This is a genomic window from Pseudomonas sp. CP-1 (assembly GCF_021213715.1).
Lineage (GTDB): Bacteria > Pseudomonadota > Gammaproteobacteria > Pseudomonadales > Pseudomonadaceae > Pseudomonas > Pseudomonas aeruginosa.
In genome coordinates this window covers 1-23,425 of sequence record NZ_JAJQKY010000009.1, presented here as the reverse complement: position 1 = coordinate 23,425, position 23,425 = coordinate 1, and the positions used below count along the sequence as shown (strand labels likewise).

General features: G+C 62.8%; 25 protein-coding genes and 1 tRNA gene. 23 read left to right on the top strand and 3 right to left on the bottom strand.

Features of this window, described 5'->3' with window-relative positions:
* The first annotated feature begins 32 nt into the window (after positions 1 to 32).
* The 4 genes from LT948_RS18450 to LT948_RS18435 all read left to right on the top strand — a co-directional run bounded on the left by LT948_RS18450 (position 33) and on the right by LT948_RS18435 (position 2,675).
* Positions 33 to 662 carry a DUF1780 domain-containing protein gene (locus tag LT948_RS18450; protein WP_003094668.1) on the top strand — a complete coding sequence of 210 codons (630 nt, stop codon included), beginning with the start codon at positions 33 to 35 and terminating at the stop codon, positions 660 to 662.
* Positions 659 to 1,108 (top strand): MOSC domain-containing protein, encoded by a 450-nt coding sequence (locus tag LT948_RS18445; RefSeq protein ID WP_003094670.1) that lies wholly within the window; start codon positions 659 to 661, stop codon positions 1,106 to 1,108. Before LT948_RS18450 ends, LT948_RS18445 begins: the two co-directional genes overlap by 4 nt.
* A 25-nt stretch (positions 1,109 to 1,133) precedes the next feature.
* The gene (locus LT948_RS18440) at positions 1,134 to 1,304 is read left to right on the top strand and encodes a DUF3094 family protein (RefSeq protein WP_003094672.1); all 171 of its coding nucleotides are present in this window, start codon (positions 1,134 to 1,136) and stop codon (positions 1,302 to 1,304) included.
* A gap of 63 nt (positions 1,305 to 1,367) precedes the next feature.
* Positions 1,368 to 2,675 carry an NAD(P)/FAD-dependent oxidoreductase gene (locus LT948_RS18435; protein ID WP_023092876.1) on the top strand — a complete coding sequence of 436 codons (1,308 nt, stop codon included), beginning with the start codon at positions 1,368 to 1,370 and terminating at the stop codon, positions 2,673 to 2,675.
* A gap of 39 nt (positions 2,676 to 2,714) precedes the next feature.
* On the opposite strand, the gene zapE is transcribed toward LT948_RS18435, so the two are convergent.
* Entirely contained in the window at positions 2,715 to 3,806 is a 1,092-nt protein-coding gene (zapE, locus tag LT948_RS18430; protein ID WP_073657474.1) for a cell division protein ZapE, read from the bottom strand.
* A 548-nt stretch (positions 3,807 to 4,354) separates the two neighbouring features.
* Here zapE and LT948_RS18425 point away from each other — a divergent pair.
* Both LT948_RS18425 and tpsA4 read left to right on the top strand, forming a co-directional pair.
* Positions 4,355 to 5,992, top strand: coding sequence for a ShlB/FhaC/HecB family hemolysin secretion/activation protein (locus LT948_RS18425; protein ID WP_030048367.1), 1,638 nt, complete (start codon positions 4,355 to 4,357; stop codon positions 5,990 to 5,992).
* Between the two features lie 48 nt (positions 5,993 to 6,040).
* The gene (gene tpsA4 / locus LT948_RS18420; RefSeq protein WP_033995369.1) at positions 6,041 to 10,294 is read left to right on the top strand and encodes a two-partner secretion system exoprotein TpsA4; all 4,254 of its coding nucleotides are present in this window, start codon (positions 6,041 to 6,043) and stop codon (positions 10,292 to 10,294) included.
* 228 nt (positions 10,295 to 10,522) lie between these two features.
* Here tpsA4 and LT948_RS18415 read toward each other — a convergent pair.
* Positions 10,523 to 10,639, bottom strand: a tRNA-Lys gene (locus tag LT948_RS18415).
* A gap of 20 nt (positions 10,640 to 10,659) precedes the next feature.
* On the opposite strand from LT948_RS18415, the gene LT948_RS18410 reads away from it, so the two are divergent.
* The 7 genes from LT948_RS18410 to dnaB are packed head-to-tail and all read left to right on the top strand — an operon-like array spanning position 10,660 to position 15,739.
* Entirely contained in the window at positions 10,660 to 11,526 is an 867-nt protein-coding gene (locus LT948_RS18410) for a ParA family protein (protein ID WP_003111785.1), read from the top strand.
* Position 11,527: 1 nt separating this feature from the next.
* On the top strand, positions 11,528 to 12,265 hold the full coding sequence (locus tag LT948_RS18405; RefSeq protein ID WP_023104892.1) for a hypothetical protein: 738 nt from the start codon (positions 11,528 to 11,530) through the stop codon (positions 12,263 to 12,265).
* Entirely contained in the window at positions 12,262 to 12,759 is a 498-nt protein-coding gene (locus tag LT948_RS18400; protein ID WP_003111783.1) for a hypothetical protein, read from the top strand. The genes LT948_RS18405 and LT948_RS18400 overlap by 4 nt, the downstream gene beginning before the upstream one ends.
* Positions 12,760 to 12,764: 5 nt before the next feature.
* The gene (locus LT948_RS18395) at positions 12,765 to 13,466 is read left to right on the top strand and encodes a DUF2786 domain-containing protein (protein ID WP_021205064.1); all 702 of its coding nucleotides are present in this window, start codon (positions 12,765 to 12,767) and stop codon (positions 13,464 to 13,466) included.
* Positions 13,463 to 14,191 (top strand): HNH endonuclease signature motif containing protein, encoded by a 729-nt coding sequence (locus tag LT948_RS18390; RefSeq protein WP_003111781.1) that lies wholly within the window; start codon positions 13,463 to 13,465, stop codon positions 14,189 to 14,191. The genes LT948_RS18395 and LT948_RS18390 overlap by 4 nt, the downstream gene beginning before the upstream one ends.
* Positions 14,175 to 14,399: a hypothetical protein gene (locus LT948_RS18385; RefSeq protein ID WP_003111780.1), complete on the top strand. Its 225-nt coding sequence runs from the start codon at positions 14,175 to 14,177 to the stop codon at positions 14,397 to 14,399. The genes LT948_RS18390 and LT948_RS18385 overlap by 17 nt, the downstream gene beginning before the upstream one ends.
* Positions 14,396 to 15,739 carry a replicative DNA helicase gene (gene dnaB, locus LT948_RS18380; RefSeq protein WP_034036281.1) on the top strand — a complete coding sequence of 448 codons (1,344 nt, stop codon included), beginning with the start codon at positions 14,396 to 14,398 and terminating at the stop codon, positions 15,737 to 15,739. The genes LT948_RS18385 and dnaB overlap by 4 nt, the downstream gene beginning before the upstream one ends.
* 438 nt (positions 15,740 to 16,177) lie before the next feature.
* Here dnaB and LT948_RS18375 read toward each other — a convergent pair whose 3' ends face one another.
* Positions 16,178 to 16,624, bottom strand: a complete 447-nt coding sequence (locus LT948_RS18375) for a hypothetical protein (RefSeq protein ID WP_003117028.1) — start codon at positions 16,622 to 16,624, stop codon at positions 16,178 to 16,180.
* 177 nt (positions 16,625 to 16,801) lie between these two features.
* On the opposite strand from LT948_RS18375, the gene LT948_RS18370 reads away from it, so the two are divergent.
* Genes LT948_RS18370 through LT948_RS18325 form a run of 10 tightly spaced genes read left to right on the top strand, consistent with a single transcriptional unit; the run spans position 16,802 to position 23,330 of the window.
* Entirely contained in the window at positions 16,802 to 16,987 is a 186-nt protein-coding gene (locus LT948_RS18370) for a hypothetical protein (protein WP_009315885.1), read from the top strand.
* A complete protein-coding gene (locus LT948_RS18365; RefSeq protein ID WP_023104898.1) occupies positions 16,977 to 17,504 on the top strand; it encodes a hypothetical protein in 528 nt (175 codons plus the stop codon). Before LT948_RS18370 ends, LT948_RS18365 begins: the two co-directional genes overlap by 11 nt.
* Positions 17,501 to 17,758 (top strand): hypothetical protein, encoded by a 258-nt coding sequence (locus tag LT948_RS18360; protein ID WP_003111776.1) that lies wholly within the window; start codon positions 17,501 to 17,503, stop codon positions 17,756 to 17,758. Before LT948_RS18365 ends, LT948_RS18360 begins: the two co-directional genes overlap by 4 nt.
* Complete coding sequence (locus LT948_RS18355) at positions 17,751 to 17,990, top strand: hypothetical protein (protein ID WP_003111775.1); 240 nt, start codon at positions 17,751 to 17,753, stop codon at positions 17,988 to 17,990. Before LT948_RS18360 ends, LT948_RS18355 begins: the two co-directional genes overlap by 8 nt.
* On the top strand, positions 17,983 to 18,216 hold the full coding sequence (locus LT948_RS18350; protein WP_003111774.1) for a hypothetical protein: 234 nt from the start codon (positions 17,983 to 17,985) through the stop codon (positions 18,214 to 18,216). Before LT948_RS18355 ends, LT948_RS18350 begins: the two co-directional genes overlap by 8 nt.
* Complete coding sequence (gene yejK, locus LT948_RS18345; RefSeq protein ID WP_232197110.1) at positions 18,216 to 19,232, top strand: nucleoid-associated protein YejK; 1,017 nt, start codon at positions 18,216 to 18,218, stop codon at positions 19,230 to 19,232. The genes LT948_RS18350 and yejK overlap by 1 nt, the downstream gene beginning before the upstream one ends.
* A gap of 2 nt (positions 19,233 to 19,234) precedes the next feature.
* Positions 19,235 to 19,483, top strand: coding sequence for an ICE element conjugation transcription factor TprA (gene tprA / locus LT948_RS18340; protein WP_003111972.1), 249 nt, complete (start codon positions 19,235 to 19,237; stop codon positions 19,481 to 19,483).
* Positions 19,480 to 21,213 (top strand): ParB family protein, encoded by a 1,734-nt coding sequence (locus LT948_RS18335; protein WP_031628727.1) that lies wholly within the window; start codon positions 19,480 to 19,482, stop codon positions 21,211 to 21,213. Before tprA ends, LT948_RS18335 begins: the two co-directional genes overlap by 4 nt.
* A gap of 27 nt (positions 21,214 to 21,240) precedes the next feature.
* Entirely contained in the window at positions 21,241 to 22,008 is a 768-nt protein-coding gene (locus tag LT948_RS18330) for a DUF2857 domain-containing protein (RefSeq protein WP_019726827.1), read from the top strand.
* Positions 22,005 to 23,330, top strand: a complete 1,326-nt coding sequence (locus tag LT948_RS18325) for an STY4528 family pathogenicity island replication protein (RefSeq protein WP_079390166.1) — start codon at positions 22,005 to 22,007, stop codon at positions 23,328 to 23,330. The genes LT948_RS18330 and LT948_RS18325 overlap by 4 nt, the downstream gene beginning before the upstream one ends.
* Positions 23,331 to 23,425: the final 95 nt, after the last annotated feature.

Below are 23,425 nucleotides of genomic sequence, written 5' to 3'. Positions count from 1 at the left end.
AAGCGGGCCCGCCGGCAGACTAAGCTGAGCCCATGAACGAAGCGGATTATCTGCGCCTGCTCACCCGTCAGGCCGAACAAGCCAACGACTTCCTCTCCAACGCACGTAAATGGGACCGCGAGCGCTGGGTCTGCCAGCGCTTCCTCGAAGCCCTCAACGTGCCCTATCGCCAGGAGGATTTCGCCGCCCCCGGGGAGCAGCCGCCGGACGTCCTGTTCAAGGGTGCCGGCTTCGAGGTGTTCTTCGTCCTCGATGAAGGTCGCCGGCTGAACGAGGAGTGGCGCGAGGAACTGACCCGTCGCCGCCAGGCCGTCAGCCTGCGCCAACTGATCCGCCGCGAAGAGCGGCCACAACGGATCGCCGCCGCCGAGCTGCAGGCACGGCTGGCGCCAACCCTGCGCAAGAAGGCGCACAACTATAGCGAGCGCGGCATCGACCACGGCGAACTGGACCTGCTGGCCTTCGTCAACCTGAAGCGCGCGGTGCCCGATTTCAATACGCCCTTCCCGCCGCCCACCGAATACCTGCGCCAAGGCTGGCGCTCGCTGTCGATGGTCGGTCCGACCTTTGCCCGGGTGCTCTTCGCTCACTCCGGCGCCCCCGAGTTCCTGCGCGCCAACCTCGGCCGCAGCATCCTGTTCGACGCCGGGGTAGGCCTGTGAGCGAAGGGCGGGTGAAGTGGATCGGCGTGCGCTCCGGCAGTCGCGCGCCGATCCAGGAACTGGAGGCGGTGGAGGCACGGCGCGGCCTGGGACTGACGGGCGATCACCCGCACCCGCCGCGCCAGGTCACCCTGGTGCAGTGGGAACACATCGAGGCCCTCGGTACCCTGCTGGGCAGGCCGTTGTTGCCCAACGAGATGCGCCGCAACATCGCCGTCGCCGGCATCAACCTGCTCAGCCTGAAGGACCGTCGCTTCCGCCTCGGCGGCGCGCTGCTGGAAACCACTGGCTGGTACCAACCCTGCGGACGCCTGGAAAAGCACATCGACCACCGCACGCTGAAAAGCGTGCGCGAACAGGGCGGCATCACCGCGCGGGTGATCGGCAGCGGAGTGATCCGCCTCGACGATCCGCTGGTGATCGAGCCCCCTGTCTGTCTAGAATGACCGACATCGAAAACGGAGGCCTGCCATGTCCAGCCGACTGAGCCCCGAAGACCAGCAGAAGGTCGAGCAGTACCTCGCCTCGCCGCTGCACCAGGTCGAGCGTGCGCCGTTCCGCCCGTGGTTCCTGATGTTCGTCCTGCTCGCCGTGGTCATCGGCCTGGGCCTGCTCAGCCGCCTCCTCAGCTACCTGGCCTGAGTCGTCCGGTCGAGCCACGCTCCCGACGACCGCCTCACGGAATTCCCACTATGAGATATCCACATGTCCCATCGCATCGTGATCGTCGGCGGCGGCGCCGGCGGGCTGGAGCTCGCCACCCGTCTCGGCCGCACCCTGGGTAAACGCGGCAAGGCCCAGGTCACCCTGGTCGACGCCAACCTCACCCACATCTGGAAACCCCTGCTGCACGAAGTCGCTGCCGGCTCGCTCAACTCCTCCGAGGACGAGCTGAACTACGTCGCCCAGGCGAAATGGAACCACTTCGAATTCCAGCTCGGCCGCATGCAGGGCCTGGATCGCGCCAGCAAGCGGGTCCGCCTGGCCGCACTGGTGGACGAGAATGGCGTTGAGCTGGTTCCCGAGCGCGACATCGCCTACGACACCCTGGTGATCGCCGTCGGCAGCACCACCAACGACTTCGGCACCGAGGGCGCTGCGGAACACTGCATTTTCCTCGATACCCGCGCCCAGGCCGAACGCTTCCACCGCCAGCTGCTCGGCCAGTACCTGCGTGCGCATACCGGGCACGACGCGAACAACAACGCAGTGAGTATCGCCATCATCGGCGCCGGCGCCACCGGCGTCGAACTGGCTGCGGAACTGCACCACGCCGCGCAGATGCTGGCCGCCTACGGGCTCGACCGGATCCGCCCGGAAGACCTGCACATCAGCCTGGTCGAAGCCGGCCCACGGGTGCTGCCGGCGCTGCCCGAGCGTATCAGTCAGCCGGTACACCAGACCCTGAGCAAGCTCGGCGTACGGGTGATGACCGGCTCCGCGGTGAGCAAGGTAGATGCGGACGGCCTCTGGACCGGCGACGGCGAGTTCGTCCCGGCGACGCTCAAGGTCTGGGCGGCGGGCATCCGGGCTCCGGCCTTCCTCAAGGAACTCGACGGCCTGGAAAGCAACCGTATCAACCAACTGGTGGTCCGCCCGACCCTGCAGACCACCCGCGACGACGACATCTTCGCCTTCGGCGACTGCGCCGCCTGTCCCCAGCCGGCGCAACCGGGAGAGCAACCGCGCAACGTGCCGCCACGCGCCCAGGCCGCGCACCAGCAGGCCTCGCTGCTGGTGAAATCGCTGCGTGCCCGTCTCGAAGGCAAGCCGCTGGGCGAATATCACTACCGCGACTACGGTTCGTTGATCTCGCTGTCGCGCTTCAGCGCAGTCGGCAATCTGATGGGCAATCTGATGGGTAGCGTCATGCTCGAAGGCTGGCTGGCGCGGATGTTCTACGTATCGCTATACCGCATGCACCAGATGGCGTTGTACGGTCCGCTGCGCACCGCGATGCTGATGCTCAGCGGACGCCTGCGCAGCACCGAGCCACGCCTCAAGCTGCACTGAGCCATTGCGCCCCGTTTGCCGTCGGCGCGGGGCGTTCCTTCAACAGCGAAGCTGGCGCAACTGCGCCAGCCGACTGGCGGTACGCTGCATGTCCGCAGGCAGGTCGCTGCCCTCGACCAGGGCCGGCAGCGCCTTTTCGGCACTCAGGAAAAAACGCCGGTCATTGTCGTAAAGGACGTCGACGAGATTGATGAAGCGCTGCTGGGCGGCGACCGAACAACACGCCATCGGCGGTACGCCGTCCAGCACCCAGGTAGAGAAGCGTTCGCCGAGGGCAAGGTAGTCCATCACCGCGGTTGGCGCCTCGCAAAGGTCGGCGAAGGCGAACCACACCAGGTCGCCGCACACCGCGCGCGCCTGCAACGTCCTCGCGCCGCTTTGCAGGGTCACGCGTTGCGAGGGCTCGGGCGCGGACAAGCCCAGCTCGTCCAGGCAAGCGCATGAGGCTGGCCAGCAATACCCGCCGCTGGCATAACCGGAAGCGATCTCCTGCCGCGGCGAAACCGTCCGGTAGTCCCGGGCGCCGGCTACTTCCAGCACTTCCATGCGCGTCTCGATCAACCGGATCGCCGGCAGGAAGCGTTCGTGGTAGAGCGGATTGGGCAGCAGTTGCCGCGGCGCGTAGTTGGAGGTGCAGACCAGGGTGATCTTCCTGCGGAACAGCTCCCTGAACAGGCGTGTTATCAGCATCGCGTCGCCAATGTCGTGGACATGGAATTCGTCGAAGCAAAGCAGCCGGCAATCTCCTAGCAGTTCGTCGAGCGCACCGCCCAGGGCATCGGGCCGCCCCTGGCGGCGGAACATACCGTCATGAAGCCGGCGAAAGAACGCATGGAAATGCGTCCGGCGCAGGCCCTGCAAATCGGCGCTGCGAAAGAAGCCATCCATCAGCCAGCTCTTGCCGCGCCCAACCGGACCCCACAGGTAGAGGCTGCGCGGCGCTTGCCGGAATAGCGACGGGCCTCGACGCAAGCGCTCCGCCAATCGATCGAGATGAAGAATGGCATTGCCCTGGGCTGCGTCCAGCACATAGCCGCGCCGTTGCGCCTCTTGGTGGAAATAGCGGGCTACGGGCGTTGTGGGCTTGATGCCAGTCATGGGTGAACGCCACGAAAAAGAACCGAAAGACACACGCCGTTGATGCTCAGCCTGAGAGGGCCCTTAAACCGAGAACGGCATTCTAGCGCTGCGTCCTGCCCATGCTCCAGCCGCCAGACCGAACGGCGGGCGATAGTCGGACAGGCCCTTTGATCATGACCGCCACGGTCGCGATACGGAATCGCGCTCAGCAGCTACTTCCGCCCCACTGTTTCCGCCGCTTCCGCAGCCGAGCCCGTTATCACCGGAGTTTTTTCCTACAGCAGTCCTCCCAGTCCCCTACGAAAACCAAGAAGTTCTACCGGCCAACGCCAGAAAACTACGATTGTCGCCGTTTCAGCCTCGCCCCAGGCTATCGCCCACTCGATTCTCCGCCTTGAAACCGATCGTTCTGCACATGCCTGCGGATATCGGCTTCTTTTCCCTGCAAGAACCGCGCTCCGGGCCGATTGACCATGCATCCAGCTTTTCCGCGTAACCAGGCTAGCCTTTCTTTCCCCCCGCCCTCCCCAAAGCCTTCCGGCAGTTCCACTTCGATCGTTCAATCCTTCAGGGCCGGACCGTTGCTCCGTACGGGCCTCATGGGAATGGCCATGCTGTCGTCCTGCCTTGCCAGTGCCGCCCCGGATGCGGGGCAGGCGCTGCGTGACGTGGAAAGCCGACGCCTGAACCTGCCCGCGCCGGTGGAACTGGACGCCGAGCGCCCCAGCCCCGAGGACGGCGTATCACGGGCTGCCGAAGAGGGCGGCCCGACGGTGCTGGTCAAGCGCTTCCAACTCAGCGGCAACAGACAGTTCGACGATCGACGCCTGCTGGCGCTCCTGCACGACCTGCCGGGCCAGGAACTCAACCTGAGCCAATTGCACGCCGCCGCCGCCCGCATCGGCGATTTCTATCGGGAAAAGGGATATGTGCTGGCGCGCGCCTTCCTCCCGGCACAGGAAATCCAGGATGGAACGGTACGCATCGAAGTGCTCGAGGGGCGCTACGGCAGGATCGAACTGCACAACACGTCCCGAACGCTGGACCGCGTTCTACTCCGCCCCTTGAGCGCACTCGAACGAGATACCGCGGTCCAGGGCTCGGAGCTGGAGCGTGCGCTTCTGCTCCTGAGCGACATTCCCGGCCTCCAGGCCAAAGGCACCCTGCTGCCGGGCCAGGCGCAGGGAACCACGGACTTGCGCGTCGAGGCCCGCCCCGGCCCGCTGGTCGGCGGCAGGCTGGAGGCAGACAACTATGGCGGCCGCTACATGGGGGAATATCGCCTGGGAACCACCCTCGACTTCAACAGCCCGCTGCGACTGGGCGACCAGGCGAGACTGAGCCTGCTGGGCAGCGACCGGCACCAACGCTACTACCGTGCAGCCTATCAACTGCCCCTTGGTTCCCGAGGCACGCGCATCGGACTGGCCCACGCCGAGACGACCTATCGACTGGTACGCGATTTCTCGCGCCTGGACGCCCATGGCCGGGCCATTACCGACAGCCTGTTCGTCAGCCAGCCCCTGCTGCGTAGCCGCAGCTTAAGCCTGTCCACCCAGTTGCAATATGAAAACAAGCGACTTCGCGATGACCAGGAGCGTACCGGGAGGCATAGCCGCAAGGAGATCCGCCTGTGGACCGCCAGCATCAGCGGAAACGCCCAGGACCGCTTGTTCGGCGGTGGACAGAGCGGCTTCTCGCTGGCCTATGCCCACGGCCAGCTCGCCATCGACTCCGCCGAAGAGCGGCTGCTGGACCGCTACACCATCGGTACCGCCGGCAGCTTCGACAAGATCATGCTCAACGCCGTACGCCTGCAGCACCTGGGCGACCGCCTGCAGTTGTTCGCCCAACTCAACGCCCAGTGGAGCGGCGGCAACCTCGACAGCGCGGAACAGTTCGACATGGGCGGCCCCTACGGCGTTCGGGCGTTCCCCCTGGGCAGCTACAAGGGCTACGGCGACGAAGGCTGGCAAGCCAGTGCGGAGCTGCGCTACAGCCTGGCTCCGGGCTGGCAGCTGAGTTCGTTCATCGACCAGGGCGCGGTGAAATTCCTCAAGCACCCCAACACCAAGGAAGGCAATCGCAACCGCATGGCCGCCGTCGGCAGCGGCGCAACCTGGTACGGAACGGATCACCAGGTCAGCCTGACCGCCGCCTGGCCCCTGAGCCAGGAAAACAACATCGAGCCCGAGCGCACTCCCCGGCTGTGGCTGCAAGCGACCCGCTACTTCTGAGCAAGCTCCCGCCCGCCATGCCGGCGGGCCCCACTGAAAGGAAAAGCCATGAACAAGAGCTATACGCTGGTCTGGAACCAGGCCACAGGCTGTTGGAACGTCGCAAGCGAAGGTACCCGTCGGCGCAGCAAGAGCGGACGCGGCAAGGCGCTCGTAGTCGCCGGAGCGTCACTGCTCGGCCTGTTCTGCCAGGCCCCTGCCTTCGCCCTGCCCAGCGGCGCCACGGTCGTTTCAGGCGATGCCGGATTCCAGACATCCACCGACGGCCGGCATATGGTCATCGACCAGCAGAGCCACAAGCTGATCACCAATTGGAACGAGTTCAGCGTCCGTGCCGATGAGCGGGTCAGCTTCCACCAGCCGGGCCAGGACGCCGTCGCCCTGAATCGGGTGATCGGCCGCAACGGCAGCGATATCCAGGGGCGGATAGATGCCAACGGCAAGGTCTTCCTGGTCAATCCCAACGGCGTGGTCTTCGGCAAGTCCGCCCAGGTAAACGTAGGCGGCCTGGTGGCTTCCACCCTGGACCTGGCCGACAGGGACTTCCTCGCCGGCAACTACCAGTTCTCCGGCGACTCCGGCGCAACCGTAAGCAATGCCGGCAGCCTGAAAGCCAGCGAAGGCGGCAGCATCGCCCTGCTGGGCGCCCGGGTCAGCAACGACGGCGTGATCCAGGCGCAACTCGGCGACGTGGCCCTGGGCGCAGGCCAGGGCATCAACCTCAATTTCGACGGCGACGGCCTGCTCAACCTGCAGGTGGACAAGGGCTCGGTCGACGCTCTTGCACACAACGGCGGCCTCATCCGCGCCGATGGCGGCCAGGTGCTGATGAGCGCCCGCAGCGCCGACAGCCTGCTCAAGACCGTCGTCAACAACCAGGGCACCCTCGAGGCCAGGACGCTACGCAGCGCGGAAGGACGCATCGTCCTCGACGGCGGCGAACAGGGTACCGTGCGGGTGGCCGGCAAGCAGGACGCCAGCGCCATCGGCGGAGGCAATGGCGGCCTGGTGCTGAACCAGGGCGCGAACGTCGAGATACAGCGAACCGCGCAGGTGGACACCCATGCCGACCAGGGCGCAACCGGCACCTGGAGGATTCTCTCGCACGAGGTCAGCGTAGCCGCTGCCGGCCAGGCAAACGCTGCCGGTGATGGTTCCGGCCAGGTCCATGTAGCGCAGGGCCCAGCCGGGGCCAATGCGTCCGATAGCAACGGCGTGACCATCGTTCAGCAGCAGCCGGCCGTCGACCTCGCCGCCGGCGCCAACGATATCTCCGCAGTGCAGAGCCAGAGCGACGCCAACATCGGTTCGGGTGCAAGTGGCATCAGCGTCGTGCAAAGCCAGAACAGCCCCAATATCGGCTCGGGCGCCAATGGCATCAGCGTCGTGCAAAGCCAGAATGGCGCCAATATCGGCGCCGGCGCGAGTGGCATCAGCGTCGTGCAGAGCCAGAACAGCCCCAATATCGGCTCGGGCGTCAATGGCGTGACTGTCGTGCAGAGCCAGAACGGTGCCAATATCGGTTCGGGCGCAAGTGGCATCACCGTTGTGCAAAGCCAGAATGGCGCAAATATCGGTTCAGGCGCGAGTGGCATCAGCGTCGTGCAGAGCCAGAGCGGCCCCAGCATCGGCTCGGGCGTCAATGGCGTCACAATCGTGCAGAGCCAGAGCGGTGCCAACATCGGCCCCGGTGTCAGCGGAATCGATGTCGTCCAGACCCAGACCCTCCCCAACCTGAGCCCAGGCGCCAATGGCTCCAGCATCGTCCAGGTCCAGGCGCTACCCGATATCGCCGCCGACGCCGGCAATGTGCATGTCGTGCAGGTCCAGACCGGCGGTAACAAGGTCTTCGGCAATTCCGCCACCAACGTCAGGTCACGTACCGTTCAGGCCCGGAGCAGCGAGAATGTCGGTTCCGGCCTGGCGAATCCAAGCAGCGCGGGAAAAGGCCCGACGCTGCATGCCGATACCCTGGCCCGCAACCTTTCCACAAGCAACGTCGAAGTGGTCGCCACCCAGGGCAACGCGCATGTCGGCGCGCCGCTGTCCTGGGACAGCGGCAACGGCCTGACGCTAACCGCCGAGCGCGGGGACCTCAGGATCAATGGCGCGCTGACGGCCCAGGGAGAAAACGCCAGCCTTACTCTCAATGCCGGGCAGCGCCCTCTCCGTATCGACAACAGCCTCTCTCTCACTGGCCAGGGAGCCCGGGTCGAATTCAATTCGGACAAGGGTTATGCTCTCGCCGAAGGCACCCGGATCACTCTGTCCGGAAAGAACGCAGGATTCCGCGCCAATGGGCGGGACTACAGCGTGATCCAGGATCTGCAGCAGTTGCGCGGCATCGATAGGGATCTGGGCGGCAGCTATGTCCTCGGCAATCGAATCGCAGGCGGCAATTCCAGCTTCCTGTCGATAGGCAACGCCAGCGCCTTCGGCGGTACCTTCGACGGCCTGGGCAACACCATCGATAATCTTGCCGTCTACGGCACCGGTGCCTACTCCGGCCTGTTCAGCGTCAACCGGGGCACCCTTCGCAACCTGAACCTGGAACGCATTTCCGCCGATGGAGCACGGGCCACCCACTACAACGTCCAGGTCGGTAGCCTGGCCGCCGCCAACCTCGGTCGCATCGACAATGTGAACGCCAGCGACATCCGTATCGCCGCGGCCTCGAAGCTGAACAGCCTCGGCGGGCTGGTCGCGCTGAACCTGGGCAGCATCGACAACGCCAGCGCCAGCGGCACGCTGGTCGGCAACCGCCACACCTATGCTCTGGGCGGACTCGCAGCCGAAAACATCAGCACAGCCAGGGGCGTGGCCAGCATCTCCAACAGCCGGGCCGATTTTGCCATCTCCGGCCAGTTGAAGGACCATGCCAGCCACTACGGCGCGGGGGGCCTGGTAGGCAGGAACCGCGGCGGCCTCATCCGCAGCAGCGGCAGCCAGGGAACGCTGTCGCTGACCGGTCACGGGATGAACCTGGGAGGACTGGTCGGATACAGCTCCGCCGGCGGACTGGCGGACGTATCCGCCTCCGTCGACGTCTCAGGCAACGGACAGCACGGCCTGTACGGAGGGCTCATCGGCCTCAACGTAAACAGTGGTATCGCCCACGCCACGGCCAGCGGCAAGGTCCGGGGCACAGACGCGGAAGCACTGGGCGGGCTGATCGGCCGGAACCTGAGCGCGGCCATCACCAACGCCAGCGCCCATGGCGATGTCAGCCTGCAAGCCGGCCGCTACCTGGGAGGCCTGATCGGCCACAACCAGGCAGGCAATCTGGCCGACGTCAGTGCCAGCGGCAACCTGAGTGGTGGGTCGCTGCTTCAGGCCGGCGGCCTGATCGGTCTCAACGCCAATGCCTCGCTGGTCAATGCCTCCGCCAAGGGCAATGTCGCTACCCGCGGAGCAGAAGCGGTTGGCGGTCTGCTCGGCGAAAACCTGTACGGCTCCGTCATCAACGGTGCCGCCAGTGGCGAAGTCACCGACGGCAGCGGCAAAACCCTGGGTGGCCTGATAGGGTCCAACCTCGGCGGCAATCATTCCAACCTGAAGGCCTCCGGGTGGGTAAACGCAGGGGCGAACAGTGACGTGGGAGGGCTGATCGGCCACAACCGGGGCGGCAACCACAGCACCCTGGCCGCATCCGGCAATGTCACCGGGGGCAAGGGCAGTCGCGTCGGCGGACTCGTCGGCTACAACGATGCCGCCTCGCTGACGAACGTCTCGGCTTCGGGCAACGTCAGCGCCAACGGTTCCAGGGCCATCGGCGGGTTGCTCGGCAGTGACCTGCGAGGCTCGCTGATGCTCGCCAGTAGCCATGGGACGGTAATCGACATGACCGGCCACAACCTGGGAGGACTGCTCGGCCGCGGCGAAAATACCTCGATCCGCTCCGCCAACGCCACCGGTGCGGTCACCGGGGGCGGCGGCGCCAGTGTCGGCGGGCTGGTCGGCTCCCTGGAAGGCTGGCGGGCTCTCGTCCTGGGGGCCTCGGCCAGCGGCGATGTGACGGCGGGATACGACAGCTATATCGGCGGGCTGGCAGGCTTCAGCACCGGCACCATCAGGGGCGCCTCCGCTTCCGGCAAGGTCGGAGGCTCGGGCCTGCTGGGCGGCCTGGTCGCCTGGAATCAGGGGAATGTCATGGGTTCTTCGGCCAGCGGCAGGCTGGAGCCACAAATCCCCAACCAGATCCATGGCGGACTGATCGGCATCAATTTTGGCTGGCAGTCCTGGAACTCGGTATACGGGGCTGCGGCGGCCGTTCCCATGATAGGTCGCCACTACAACCTGTGAATCGATCCTCCCGGTACCCGTACCGGGAGGCTTCCTGTTCGATGGAGCGGCCGGGCCTCAGGGCCCGCCGCCTCCAGACGCTCGATGAATGCCATGCGGGAAGGCCAGGCGTCGGAGAAACAGGGCTGGAAGAGCGGCCCCTCCTCCTTCCCACAGGCCAGCATTCGGAAAGTAAGGTACAGAAACGAAAAAGCCCACCTTCGCAGGTGGGCTTTTTCGTCTTGAATATGGTGGGTCGTGTAGGATTCGAACCTACGACCAATTGGTTAAAAGACAATTGGCCTAGGTTTCTCTAGGAAGGGTTTCTACCCAGCCACCTTTCACACCAGCAGCCTCTAATGACCCCCACATTAGAGGCTGTAGACATGAATGCGAAAGCGACTTCGGTTGTATCCACCAAGGGTGGTGTAGGGAAATCCACCACCGCCGCCAACCTCGGTGCATTTTGCGCCGATGCTGGCCTGAAGACCCTCCTCATCGACCTGGACCCCGTCCAGCCCTCCCTATCTTCGTACTACGAGCTTCCTGAAGTCGCCCAGGGCGGCATCTACGACCTGCTCGCCGCCAACATAACTGACCCAGCGAGGATCATCTCCAGGACGATTATCCCCAACCTGGACGTCGTGATTTCCAACGACCAGAACAACCAGCTCAACAACCTACTGCTCCAGGCGCCCGATGGCCGGCTCCGGCTGGCAAACCTCATGCCGTCCCTGAAACAGGGCTACGACCTAGTGCTGATCGACACACAAGGTGCGCGCTCCGCTTTACTAGAAATGGTCGTGCTCGCATCGGATCTGGTTGTTTCCCCCCTGCAGCCCAACATGCTCACTGCCCGCGAGTTCAACCGCGGCACCATGCAAATGCTCGATGGACTGCGTCCCTACGAGCGCCTCGGCATGCGGATCCCCAAGGTTCAGATCGTCATCAACTGCCTGGACCAGACCAATGACTCCCGGGCGATTCACGAGAATGTGCGCGCCATCTTCGATGAGCATCAGGACATTTCTGTGCTCGAAACGACTGTCCCGGATGCCGTCGTGTTTCGCAACGCAGCATCGCGCGGGCTACCAGCGCACCGCCTCGAAACGCGGCAACCCTCCAATCGCACATCAGCGCCCGCGCTGGAAATCATCCGTAACCTGGCCATCGAGGTCTTTCCCGAGTGGACTGACCGCTTCCTCGCGCTGACGCCGGAGGCGGTAGCAGCACTGGTCAAGGGAGGGCGCTGACATGGCGAAGCCTCCTATCACCCAAGCCCGCGACGTCGACGCGGAACTTGTGCTGCAACTGAACAAGTTCGGCAGCGCCGCCGACCTTCGGAGCCAACAGGCCAAGTTGACCGGCGCTGCGCGAGAAATACGCAAGCTGACTGGTGGCGGTACCGACCTGTTCGGGAAGCTGGGTTGCTACTTGAGCTTCGAGCAAAAGCAGCTCCTACAAGACGCTGCGCGCTTGCTCGACTCGGTGAACCAGCAGGTCGAGCATGCGAAGGAAAAGCGTGATCGCGACGAGAAACAGGCCAAGAAGCGGCGTGAGCTGCGCGGGCGCCTGGCCAAGCAACTGGTCGACTCGAACTACCCGCTTCCGGGAAATACGCTCGAAGAGCGGCTGGAAATCCTGCAGATCGCGTTGATCTACAACCGGGCCAAGGTGTTCGATCCCCTGTACTCCACGCACCAGCTCCACTCAAAACTCAAACGCTGGCTGGAGCGTCCCAAGCAGCTCATCGGGTGGCGCAGTGAAGCCGAGTATTTCGCTAGTCAGGTGGGGAGCCTGCGATATGACTTCATTAGCCACCTGACTCACGAAATCGCCTACGACGATGGCAGTGAAGTCGAGGAGCGCCTGCGCGTCATCAAGCAGAAGGTCGCTGACTGCACCGCACAGATCGCTCTGACCAGCGAGGAGCAGGAAACCCTTCAGCTCTGGACAGACGCTCTGCAATCGGCTCCGGAGGGCCTCATATGAACCTCCAGAACCGCAACAACCTCATCCTGAGCCTGATCGCCGAGACCCAGTTCGACGCCTACGTGCAAGGCTACATGGCCAAAGCAGGCGCTGCCGCCGGTGCTTCCGACAATCTGCTGGTCGAGGCTGAAGGTGCTGCGATGCTGCAGGGCCTTGTCGCTCCGGTTCGCGCTCAGCAGCGTGCCTGTGGACAGCCCCTGCAGAACGCCCTGCTCCAAATCGCCCACGACCTACTGTTGCAGACGAAGTCGCAACTGGCCATCGCGGCCAATGCCAGCTCGATCCACGTGATCCAGCGGGACATGAACAGGGCTATCTGGAATATCGCGACTGCCATCGATCACCTGGCCGAGTTCGCCCAACCCTCCCAGGACACCGTGAAGGTCATCGAGCGGCTGATGCTCTTCGTCGGCAGCTCGCCTAGCCCGGAAGGCCAGCAACTGGCCGCAGAGGCAAGTGCAGTGCTTGGCATGAGCGAGGGGGGGCTGGCATGAAGCCAATGGACAAGCAAAAAGTCCTCGCCAAGGTCGAGAAGCTGATGGCCCTGGCGAATGCCAAGGGGGCCACGCCGAACGAGGCGGAAACCGCATTGCGCCAGGCCGCGATCCTGAAGCGCCAGTTCGACCTCAGCGATGCGGAGATCTCGGCCCACACGGTGGAAACCGCGTGCGTTCCCACTCGAACCAGGCGCTCTCCTGCCCCATGGCTGCATGAACTGGCCGGGATCTGCGCCAGTTCCTTCGGCTGCGACTACCTGGCGGCATACGCGATGCCAGCGGGCTGGACGTTCAAGTTCATGGGCCGAGGGATCGGCCCTGAGCTAGCCGCTCACGCCTACTCTACGCTCCACCACCAACTGGTGGCGGCGCGCTCGGCTCATGTAGCTCAACAGAAGCGCTGCAAGCTGTCGACCAAGCGCCGTCGCAGCAAGCTCTTCGTCGAAGGCTGGCTTCTCGCAGTGCGTTCGCTGGTACGTGACTTTGCCGGCAGGCCGGACGAGTCGACTCAAGCAGCCATCAAGGCCTACCTCGAACTACACCATCCGGAGCTGAAACTCCTGGAGCCGGCAGCGCCGACGAAGCCCCTGGCCTATGACCAGGCTTCGCTGCACGCAGGCTGGGAGCACGGCAAAAACACTCGCCTGCACCGCGGCGTCAGCCGGCGAGTTCAGGGCGCGCTCGAGCAGGGAGGTTCCCGATGACTCGCTCTGCTCTCTCGACCATCGCCTACGAGGCCCTGGTGCGTGCCCGCAGCAAATTCAGCAACCGAGAGGAGCGCTGCATCCGCGAAATCTGGACTGCCGAACAGGAACTGGTGCTGTTGCGCCTGTATCCGGATATGCCGAACGAGGTCCTAGCAGCCAGGTTGAACAAAACGGTCCAGCAGATCTACGCAAAAGCCCACCGTTTAGGACTGAAAAAAAGCCCAGAGCTCGCCAAGCAGATTCTGCAGGCCTGCGGCCGGAAGCTTCAAATCGAAGGCAATGCAACGCAGTTCAAGAAGGGGCATACGCCATGGAACTGCGGCATGAAGGGGCTTCTCGCGCGAGGACGCTCGTCGGAAACGCAGTTCAAGAAGGGGCAAAAGCCCCACACATGGCTCCCAGTCGGCAGTACACGGGTCAGCGCTGATGGCTACCTGCAACGAAAGATCTCGGATACCGGTTATCCCCCCCGGGACTGGAAGGGCATGCACATCCTGCTCTGGGAAGAACACTTCGGCCCCATCCCAACCGGCCATTGCGTCTGCTTCAAGGACAACAACAAGCAGAACGTCGTCATCGACAACCTGGAGCTCATCACCCGGGCCGAACGCATGCGCCGCAACTCCATCCATCGCTATCCACCTGAGCTGAAGAGCGCAATCCGCGTCATCAGCAAGCTCAAGCGCACCATTCAGGAGGTCGAGCATGAAAAACAAGATTGAGGATCTGCGTAATCACCTCTTTGCCACCATCGAAGGGCTGCTGGACGAAGACAAGCCCCTGGATATCGAACGCGCGAAAGCGGTGGCTCATGTGGGTTCGGTGATCATCGAGTCCGCCAAGGTGGAGGTGAAAGCGCTGGAGATCATCGGCGCCCCAGGCAGCAGCGGAAGCACATTCCTGCAGATCGGCCAGGAGGACTCGAAGTGAGCGCGCTGGAGCTTACTCCTCCTCACTCAGTCGAGGCAGAGCAAGCGGTACTCGGTGGCCTGATGCTGGACAACGCGGCATGGGACATTGTCGGCGAACACCTGCATAAAGAGGACTTCTTCCGGCATGAACATCGGCTGATCTTCACCGCCATCAGCGAGTTGGCCGCGAAGGACGCCCCGTTTGACGTCGTGACGGTGTCGGAAGCGATCGAAGACCTTCCAGAAGCCGGCGGGCTGGCCTACCTCGGCCAGCTCGCTGACAACACGCCCTCCGTGGCCAATATCGAGGCTTACGCGCAGATCGTTCGCGATCGGGCGCACCTGCGGCAGTTGATGTCTCTCGGGCACCACTGCACCAGAACCGCCTCGAACCACCAGGCGAATCCCTGTGAGGTTCAGGAAGAGATCGAGCAGAAGCTGTTCGCCCTCGGCCAAGATCAGCACAAGTCCGACTTTGTCGATATCAACAAGGGCCTCGCGAAGATCGTCGACACCATCGATTACCGCTTCAACAACAACGTGACGGTAACGGGGGTCCCGACAGGCCTGAAGGATCTCGACGAGCTCACCGGCGGACTACAGAGATCAGATCTCATCATCGTCGGTGCCCGTCCCTCGATGGGTAAAACGTCGTTTGCCCTCAACCTTATCGACGCCGCGCTGCAGAGCGACCAACAGAAGTCTGTCCAGGTTTACAGCATGGAAATGCCGGCAGAGCAGCTGCTGTTCAGGCTGGCCGCCCTGCTTGGCCATCTGGACCTTGGCAAGCTGATGAAAGGCCAACTGCAAGAGGAGGATTGGCCCCGGCTGTCTGTCGCGATCAAGCGCATAAACGAATATGGCAGCCGCCTGGTCATCAACGACCAGGGCAACCTCTCGCCGACGGAGCTACGTGCCAAAGTACGCCGTGCGGCCAGGAAGTACGGCCATCCCGTGCTGATCTTGGTCGACTACCTACAACTGATGCGCTGCCCAGGCCTGGAAAACCGAGCCACCGAGATCTCGGAGATCTCCCGCTCGCTGAAAGCACTGGCCAAGGAGATGGATTGCCCCGTCGTGGCCCTGTCCCAGCTCAATCGCAGCCTGGAGAACCGGCCGAACAAGCGACCGAACAACGCAGACCTGCGTGAGAGCGGCGCAATCGAGCAGGACGCGGACGTGATCATGTTCGTGTACCGCGACGAGGTCTACCACCCCAACACCGAGGCCAAGGGCATCGCCGAAATCATCATCGGCAAGTACCGCAACGGCCCGATCGGCACCGTCCGCGCCGCCTTCATCGCCAACCAGACCCGCTTCGCCGACCTTGCACCAACTTGGCAGGGAGCTCTTGCATGAGCCCCTTCATTGAACTTCCGATCTCTCGCCGGCGGGAGCCGGCAAGGAGTCTAGTCATGCGTGACCAGCAGCCCGCTAACAATCTCCTTTCGATAGCGAGCGCCGAATGGATACAAGCCTTGCAGAACTTCTGCCACCACGGACGAGTGTATGACGGGTCCGCCGCCAATGCCTGGCTATTGGATGCCTGCCTACTTGTTCCCAGCGCTGCCCTCATCCACGGTGTCATCGAGTACGTTCTTAACAGCCGTGAGGACATACCATACGGAGGGCTACGCCCAAGCTGGGTGGCTCAGCGGCTCGAGCAGGAGGGATTGATTAGTCACCGGTGCGGGGCAGTCTTGCACTGGCAGGAGCACGGCTATCGCTTTTCCACGGTGGTCAGGATCGACCCCGAACAGATTTGGCCCGATAAGCGCTCGAGACCCGAAGCATTCGTTACCGGACCACTAGATAGCCAGGAGCTTGGGGTAATTGAAATCCTGGCGCATCCGAACGCCAGACGTCGTAGTCCGTCCCCGGTGCGCCTGGCAGCACTGGTTCGATCTTCGCTAGCCATACCTGCTGAGCCTCTTCATCCCATTGCAAATCCGCCAGTTCTTCATGCAGTGCTAGCCACCTATCCCGAATTGGCATCTCCCGAATGGTTTCCAGTGGCCAGGAGTAGCGACGCATGAGCGCATACTCAATGGCATCCATGCCCCATAGCCTCCAGCCTTTGTCACGTGCCAGTGAGTTACCAAGGGTACACAGCACAAAGACTTGGCTTATCCATTGCGCTCTGGCCATCGTCATAGGCAATCCGTCCCCCTTTTGTGAGTCAGGAACGCATGCCTGGATCTGGATAAGCATCTCGTCGTATCCAAAGCGGTATTCGTTCTTCATGCCGGACCTCCTGTGGTCTGGGTGGGTTTGTTTGGCGACGCCAACCTTACCACCGGATGCGTCCGGCTCCCTTTTAGCAGCGACCGTCACGCCTTCAGCGCTACCGGTCCTGCAATCTCATTTTTCATCTCATCTTCCGCTGCCAGTTGCCGGCCCACGCCGGCAAGGAGTCCAAGCATGAACGCTTCCCAGCACCTGGTCACCCACGAGTGCATGAATTGCGGTCAGCACCACCCTCTCCACCTGGTGCGCCAAATCCTCCCCGCAGAGAACACCCCGGAAGGTGAAGCTGAGGTCTTGGTCTGCCCCTGCTGCGGGAGCTACGACTTCCATCAGTTGGAGGCTGTCCGTGATGAACACTGAAACCCGTTTTCCGAGCATCCACGCCTCGGCCGCGTTCACCGACTCGGCGGTGGTTCATGCCAATCACGTTGGGGTCAACCCGATCGAGCTGGACGCCCTCAGCCAAGTGATCTCGCGCCTTTCTCGGGACGAGAGCACGGTCGCACCCAGCTCGATGGAGCGAGAGCTTCGTGAGCTGGAGGAACTGGGGTACATCGAAATCTCGACCACTCAGGCCGGGACCCTGGTGGTCACTACGCGCGCTCCGGGGCAACTGCTTTCGGCTTACTTCTGGTCGGTATGGATCCCGCGACACCTGTTCAGCTGCTCGCTGAAAGTGAGCCTGGTGCCGCACCTCTGCTGCGGCACTCAGGACTCCCAGCACCTCACCGCCGTGTTCCGCATTGCAGGCAGCAAGGACGCCGCGCGTGAGTTCCTGCATCAGTTGGCCAACAACTATCCCGGGCATGAGCCGGAGTTGCCCGAACTGGTGGCCGTTCAGGTCGGTGATGCACTCAGCAAGGAGGCCGAATCATGAAGGCGTCCCAGACCTATCAGTGCATCGTCAAGTTCGATGGCGCCGGTTTCTGGACCAATACCATTCAGAAGCAGCGTGCGACCTGCACCTGGAGCGACAAGGTGGCAGCCTCCCGCCTTGCCGAACGGCTGTTTGGCGAGGACAACGCATACATCACCCGTATGCCGGCACAGGCAGGCGACCATGAAAAGCGCATCGAGAGCCGCTGGGAGCTGTCCTGTAGAAATCCCAAGGAGGTAGCGCGCGATGCCTGACGTCACCGCTTACCGGCCGGCTGAGGACGAGCTCGCTCAACTGCGCACAGAGGTCCGCATGCTGCGTTCCGCGCATGACGACCTGGCCTGCAGCCGACAGAACGATCGTCGCAGCCTTCAGGCGCTGGTGAAACGCCTCCTGGATGCCGCCGCCACCGATAGCCTTCCCCGCTCCCTTGCAGAGATGGAGACCTGGCTGCAGCTCAACAGCGAGGAGACCACGGATGCGTAGTTTCCTTCGCGGCACCCGGGAAAGCGTTCGCCGGCTGGTGGCCTTCGCTCAAGCCGAAGGCTGGAGGGTCGACCGCTCCGCAGGCGGCCACTTGAAGCTCAGCAAGATCGGCTGCGCCTCGATCTTCATTTCTTCCACGCCAAGCGACGCACGCGGCGAGCTCAATGCCCGCGCCATGCTCCGTCGAGCCGACCGGCAGCGTTCCCTGAACCAGGAGTCTTTCTGATGCCTATCAAACACGCCATCGTCCACCTGATCGAGAAGAAGCCCGACGGCACCCCGGCCGTGCTCCACGCGCGCGACGCCGAGCTGGGCGACTCCCAGGCCATCGAGAACCTGCTGGCCGACCTCAACGAAAGCTACAACGCCAAGAACAAGGCCTGGGGCTTCTTCCAGGGCGAGTCCGGGGCCTACCCGTTCAGCGGCTGGCTCGGTGAGTACCTGGAGGGCGATCGCGACTTCGTCGGCTTCAGCCGCGAAGCGGTCGAGCACCTGCAGAAGCTGATGGAGGAGTCCAATCTCTCCACCGGCGGCCACGTGCTGTTCGCCCACTCCCAGCAGGGCATGACCGACTACCTGGCGATCGCCCTGCTGCACCACAGCGAAGGCGTGGCGGTGAACGAGTCGCTGGAGGTATCCCCGTCGCGGCACCTCGACTTCGGCCAGCCGTACCTGGCGGCGCGGATCAACATCTCCGAGTGGCGTAACAACAAGCAGTCGATGCAGTACATCTCGTTCATCAAGGGCAAGGGCGGGAAGAAGGTCACCGACTACTTCCGCGATTTCATCGGCTGCCAGGAGGGCATCGACTCACCGGGCGAAACCCGCGCCCTGCTCAAGGCCTTCAGCGACTTCGTGGAGAGCGAGGGCATGGCCGAGGAACAGGCCCGCGAGAAAACCGAGACGCTGGTCGACTACGCCACCTCGCAGGCGCGCATCGGCGAGCCGATGACCCTCGACGCGCTTTCGGAAGGGATGGTCGTGCAGCATCAGCGGGGGTTATACGACTTCATCCGTTCGATGGACTACGGGATGTGGCCGGAAATCCCGGCGGACAAGCGCACCCTCAACCAGTTCCGCCGCTTCACCGGCCGCGCCGAAGGCCTGTTGATCAGCTTCGAGGCGCACTTGCTGGGATCCAGAATCGAGTACGACGAGGAGCGCGACACGCTGCGGATCAGCAGTCTCCCCACTCAACTCCGCGACCAGCTCAAGCGGCGCAAGGCCCAAATTGGAGAATGACCATGGCCCGAGAAACCGAAGATAAGTTCGTTGTCCGTATGCCCTTGGGCTTGCGCGATCAGCTAAAGCAAAAAGCCGCGCATAACCACCGCTCGGCCAACAGCGAGATCGTCTACCGGCTGGAGCGCAGCAACGAGCTCGAAGAAGAACTCGCTCGAGCGAACCGAATGGTCGACGAGCTCTTCGCCAAGAACCAGCGTCTGCAGGCAGAGCTGGCTGCGGCGAACACGCCTCAGGTGGCGGAGGCATGAGTATGGCCAAGATCAACCCGCAAGATCTGAAAGACCGGCTACTTGCCCCTGGTTTCACCGCGCCGCCCGTTCTGGAACAGTTGTCGGACCCGATCAGCGACACGCCCATGGTGCTGACACTCGACCAGGTCCTCCCCTGGCACGACAACCCCCGGACCACTCGAAACCCGAAATACGATGAGCTGAAAGAATCGATCCGGCATCGAGGCCTCGATACGCCGCCACCAGTGACTCGACGCCCTGGGGAAGACAAATACCGCATTCGCAACGGCGGCAACACTCGCCTGGAAATTCTCAACGAGCTCTACAAAGAGACCGGCGACGAGCGTTACTTCCGTTTCAACTGCCTGTTCAGGCCCTGGGACAAGCAGCGCGGCGAAATCATCGCGCTGACTGGTCACCTAGCTGAGAACGACCTGAAGGGTGACCTCAAGTTCATCGAGCGAGCCGTGGGCATTCAGAAAGCGAAAGCCTGGTATGAGGAGGAGAAAGGCGAACCGGTCGGTATCCGTGAGCTGTCACGGAAGCTGACCGATGACGGCTATCCTGTTTCACCCTCACACATCAGCAGAATGCTGGATGCCGTTGAGATACTGCTTCCAGCCATACCAAGCATGCTGTACTCGGGCCTGGGGGTTGATCGTGTTTCTCGCATTCTCTCACTACGTAAGGCTTCCCTAGGCTGCTGGAAACGCCTCTACTCCGGTGAGGGTGTCGACTTCGAGATGCTGTTCCAGGACACACTGGCGATCTTCGACAGTAGCCCTGACGAATTCATTTTCGACCGCTTCCAAGACGAACTCATCGACCAGATGAAGCGCCCCCTGGGCCTACGTTATGACCAAATCCTGCTCGAGATCACCAACGGGCAGCAAGAGCAGCGCCGCGGCACTCTGGTCGATCTGCCCGCACCTGCCGCACCACCTGAAATCCCACCAGTAGGGCAGGAAAGTCCTGCTGCGTCGACTACTGGACAAGCACAATCACAGAGCCCCGCTGCCGGCCTCCAAACGTCCAAGACCAATAGCCTCCCGGGTAATCCCTCTACCCCGCCAACTCCGCCGCTACCTGTACAACAGCAGCAACTGACCGATGAGGAGCGTGCTGAGCTCTTGGCAGGTCATATCGTGAGCCCGGTATCCACCAAGATCCAGCAGACTCGCCAACGGCTGGCCGCTCTCGAGGGTGAACATCTACCTGTCTTCGAGGAAACAGCTCTGCAGGCAATCCCGGTGCAAGTCGGCGGCCTGCACCCGATCACCGACCTCTGGTACATCGAGCGGTCGATCGACACCCCCGAAATCCTGCGACAGCACATCGCTGATCTGGCTGAAGAAATCGCTCTGCACGTCGGTGCCCCAGGCGAGATCGTCAGGATCCAGGGCGGTGTGGGTTACACGTATCGCGAGCCCAATGAAGACCATGAGATTACTGATTCAGCGCTGCACCTCATGACGCTGCTTCAAGCGCTCAGCGGCCAGGTCCAAGTCGTCCTGAACTCACACGACCAGCAGACCTGCCGCGACGCCCTGGGCGAGTTTCAATTCTCAGCTGGCCTCGCTCAGTTGCTGCTGGGCCAACCCACCACAGGCGATCAGCCATCCAGCCAGGCAGGCCGTCTCAATGACGAAGCCCTGGTGAAACTGTTCCGGATAATTCGTCTGGCCCGACGCTTGGTTGACCTTGAGCTGCTGCCGGCCGCCTCCGAGCAAGCAGCTACCGACCAGTGATTTCGCACGATTTGGGGAGGGATCGACATGTCGAAGTCGTTGATCAATGAAGCGGTCCTGACGCAGGTGCTCAACCACCTGCGCAACGGCCAGCTCAGGCGTTGTGCCGAGATGGGGCTGCGGCCGGAGATTCTGGCTCAGCTCCAACAGCCTGCCGTCATGAGCATCCTGACCAATACCCCGGTTTCTTGGGTAGACGTCAGAGTGAACATCGACGTCATGGAGAAAATCCTGGCCACAGCCGAGCGCAGCGCGCAGGAAGACCTGCAGATCGAACGCGCACTGAAGCTGGGAGCCACCACAACGATGATCCAGAGCTTTTTCGGTCTGTCGCCGGAGGACACCGCCACCAAGCGCTTGATGCTGGAGATCCACCCGCGCCGAGGTCGCTGGCGGCAGCTCGATGAACAGATCGAGCGCCAGATATGGTTCCGCTGGGAGCACCTGATGCAGGAAAATCAGGTCCGCCTCGAGGACAGCATGGAGTTGCTGGACATCGCGATGATCCTAACTGAGGAAATCAACGCCGGAATCGAACAAGACAGTCCAGAATTCATCAGCCTCGCCATTGTTTGGTCTCTCATCCAGAGCTGGTTGAAAGACGGGCTCTATCCGTCTGGCAAATCGAGCCAGAGCCAGGCGGGCCTGCAAAAGTCCCAATCCACTCTTTACCTCGCTAGCGTCAGCTCACACCTGCCCCACTCTGCCCCATCCGCAACAACGCAGGTGAACGCTGAGACAGAACGTCAACAACTACTGAACCTGGTTCAGTCGGAAGGCGACACAGCACCATGAGGCTGTCGCGCTTTCCCATCTCGACACTGCTGGACTCGGCCTCGGGACATCTCGAGGCCCATTTGTATAAGAAGCGGCTTGCTGCCGAAAGCAGCGAACCGCTGGCTCAACAATATTCCGGCATCATTTTCAGCGGCAATCCGCATGAAACCGTTCCACGGCGCCTCCTCCTAGATAAGCGTCTTACTCCGCTGGAGCGGAACTGCTGGCAAGTTTTCCGCTTGCTCATCAACGACGACGGACTGACCGCGTTCCCGACATACGAGCAACTGCGCCCCTATCTCGGCATGCAGCCAGGCAAGATCGCCTCGCGCGAAACCATCGCCAAGGCACTCATGGTCCTTCGTCTGACCCGCTGGCTCAGCCTCGGCCGACGCCTGCGCAACGACCTCAACGGACAGGTCCAGGGCAACGTTTACATTCTTCACGACGAGCCTGTCTCTCCAGCCGAAGCCTTGGAGCTGGACACCGACTACATGCAGTTGCTGAGCCAATCCACCGGCCACGGCAACCGAGCCATACGCGAAATCGGGCAGATCATCTGGCGGGAGTTCAGGGATGATCCGGACGTGGGTCGCCGCCTCCCTACCCATCTGGAGAAGCTCGAGGGACGCTTGAACCACCAGCAATGGGCTATCGATAGTCAGCTCGAAGCGGATCCAGCGGCAGAGTTCGGCATCCGAACTCTGTCGGATTTACCTCATTCCACCCCTAGTTCGGATGCCGAACTCAGTGAAATCAGCGGCAAGCAATGCGCTCTACCGCTGAGTTCGGATGCCGAACCCAGACAGAATCCGCCGAGTACGCCCTTGGTTCGGATGCCGAACTCATATAGTACGTATACATACAAACAAGATTCTGTATGTAAAAAGCCAGTACAACCGCGAGCACGCGAGGAAGCCCATCCAAACTGGCAGGATCTCCTGCACGCACTGGAGGCGGAGCAACGGATCCAGGCGGTAAGCGCGCTCCGACGGGTGTCCGAAGATCTTCGGCTACCCATCATCGAGCAGTGGCAGCACCGTTGTGCCGGCGGAACAGTCAGCAATCCGTTCGGCTACCTCATGACGCTCATCCAGCGTGCAGTCCAGGGCAAGTTCAACGCCTCTTGGGCTCCGGAAGAACCGGCTGAGCGAAACATCCCCGCAACGGAACGCCCCAGTCGTGCTCCGGCACCACCAAGCCCCACAACGCCTAAACAGCACCAAGTTCAAATGCGGGGTGATACCCGGACAGGGAGCGAGGTCCTCAGCCGGCTCAAGGACCTCATTCGTCCCAGGCACGGATCGAGCGTGCCATCCGAGCGGGGTGATGAGCCATGAAATACTCACTGTCGAGCAAGGTGATTTTCCCTTGGGGCGGCGCAGGCGGTGAGCTGGGTGGTGCGGCCCGCACCACTCTGCCAGGTCCTGGCCTC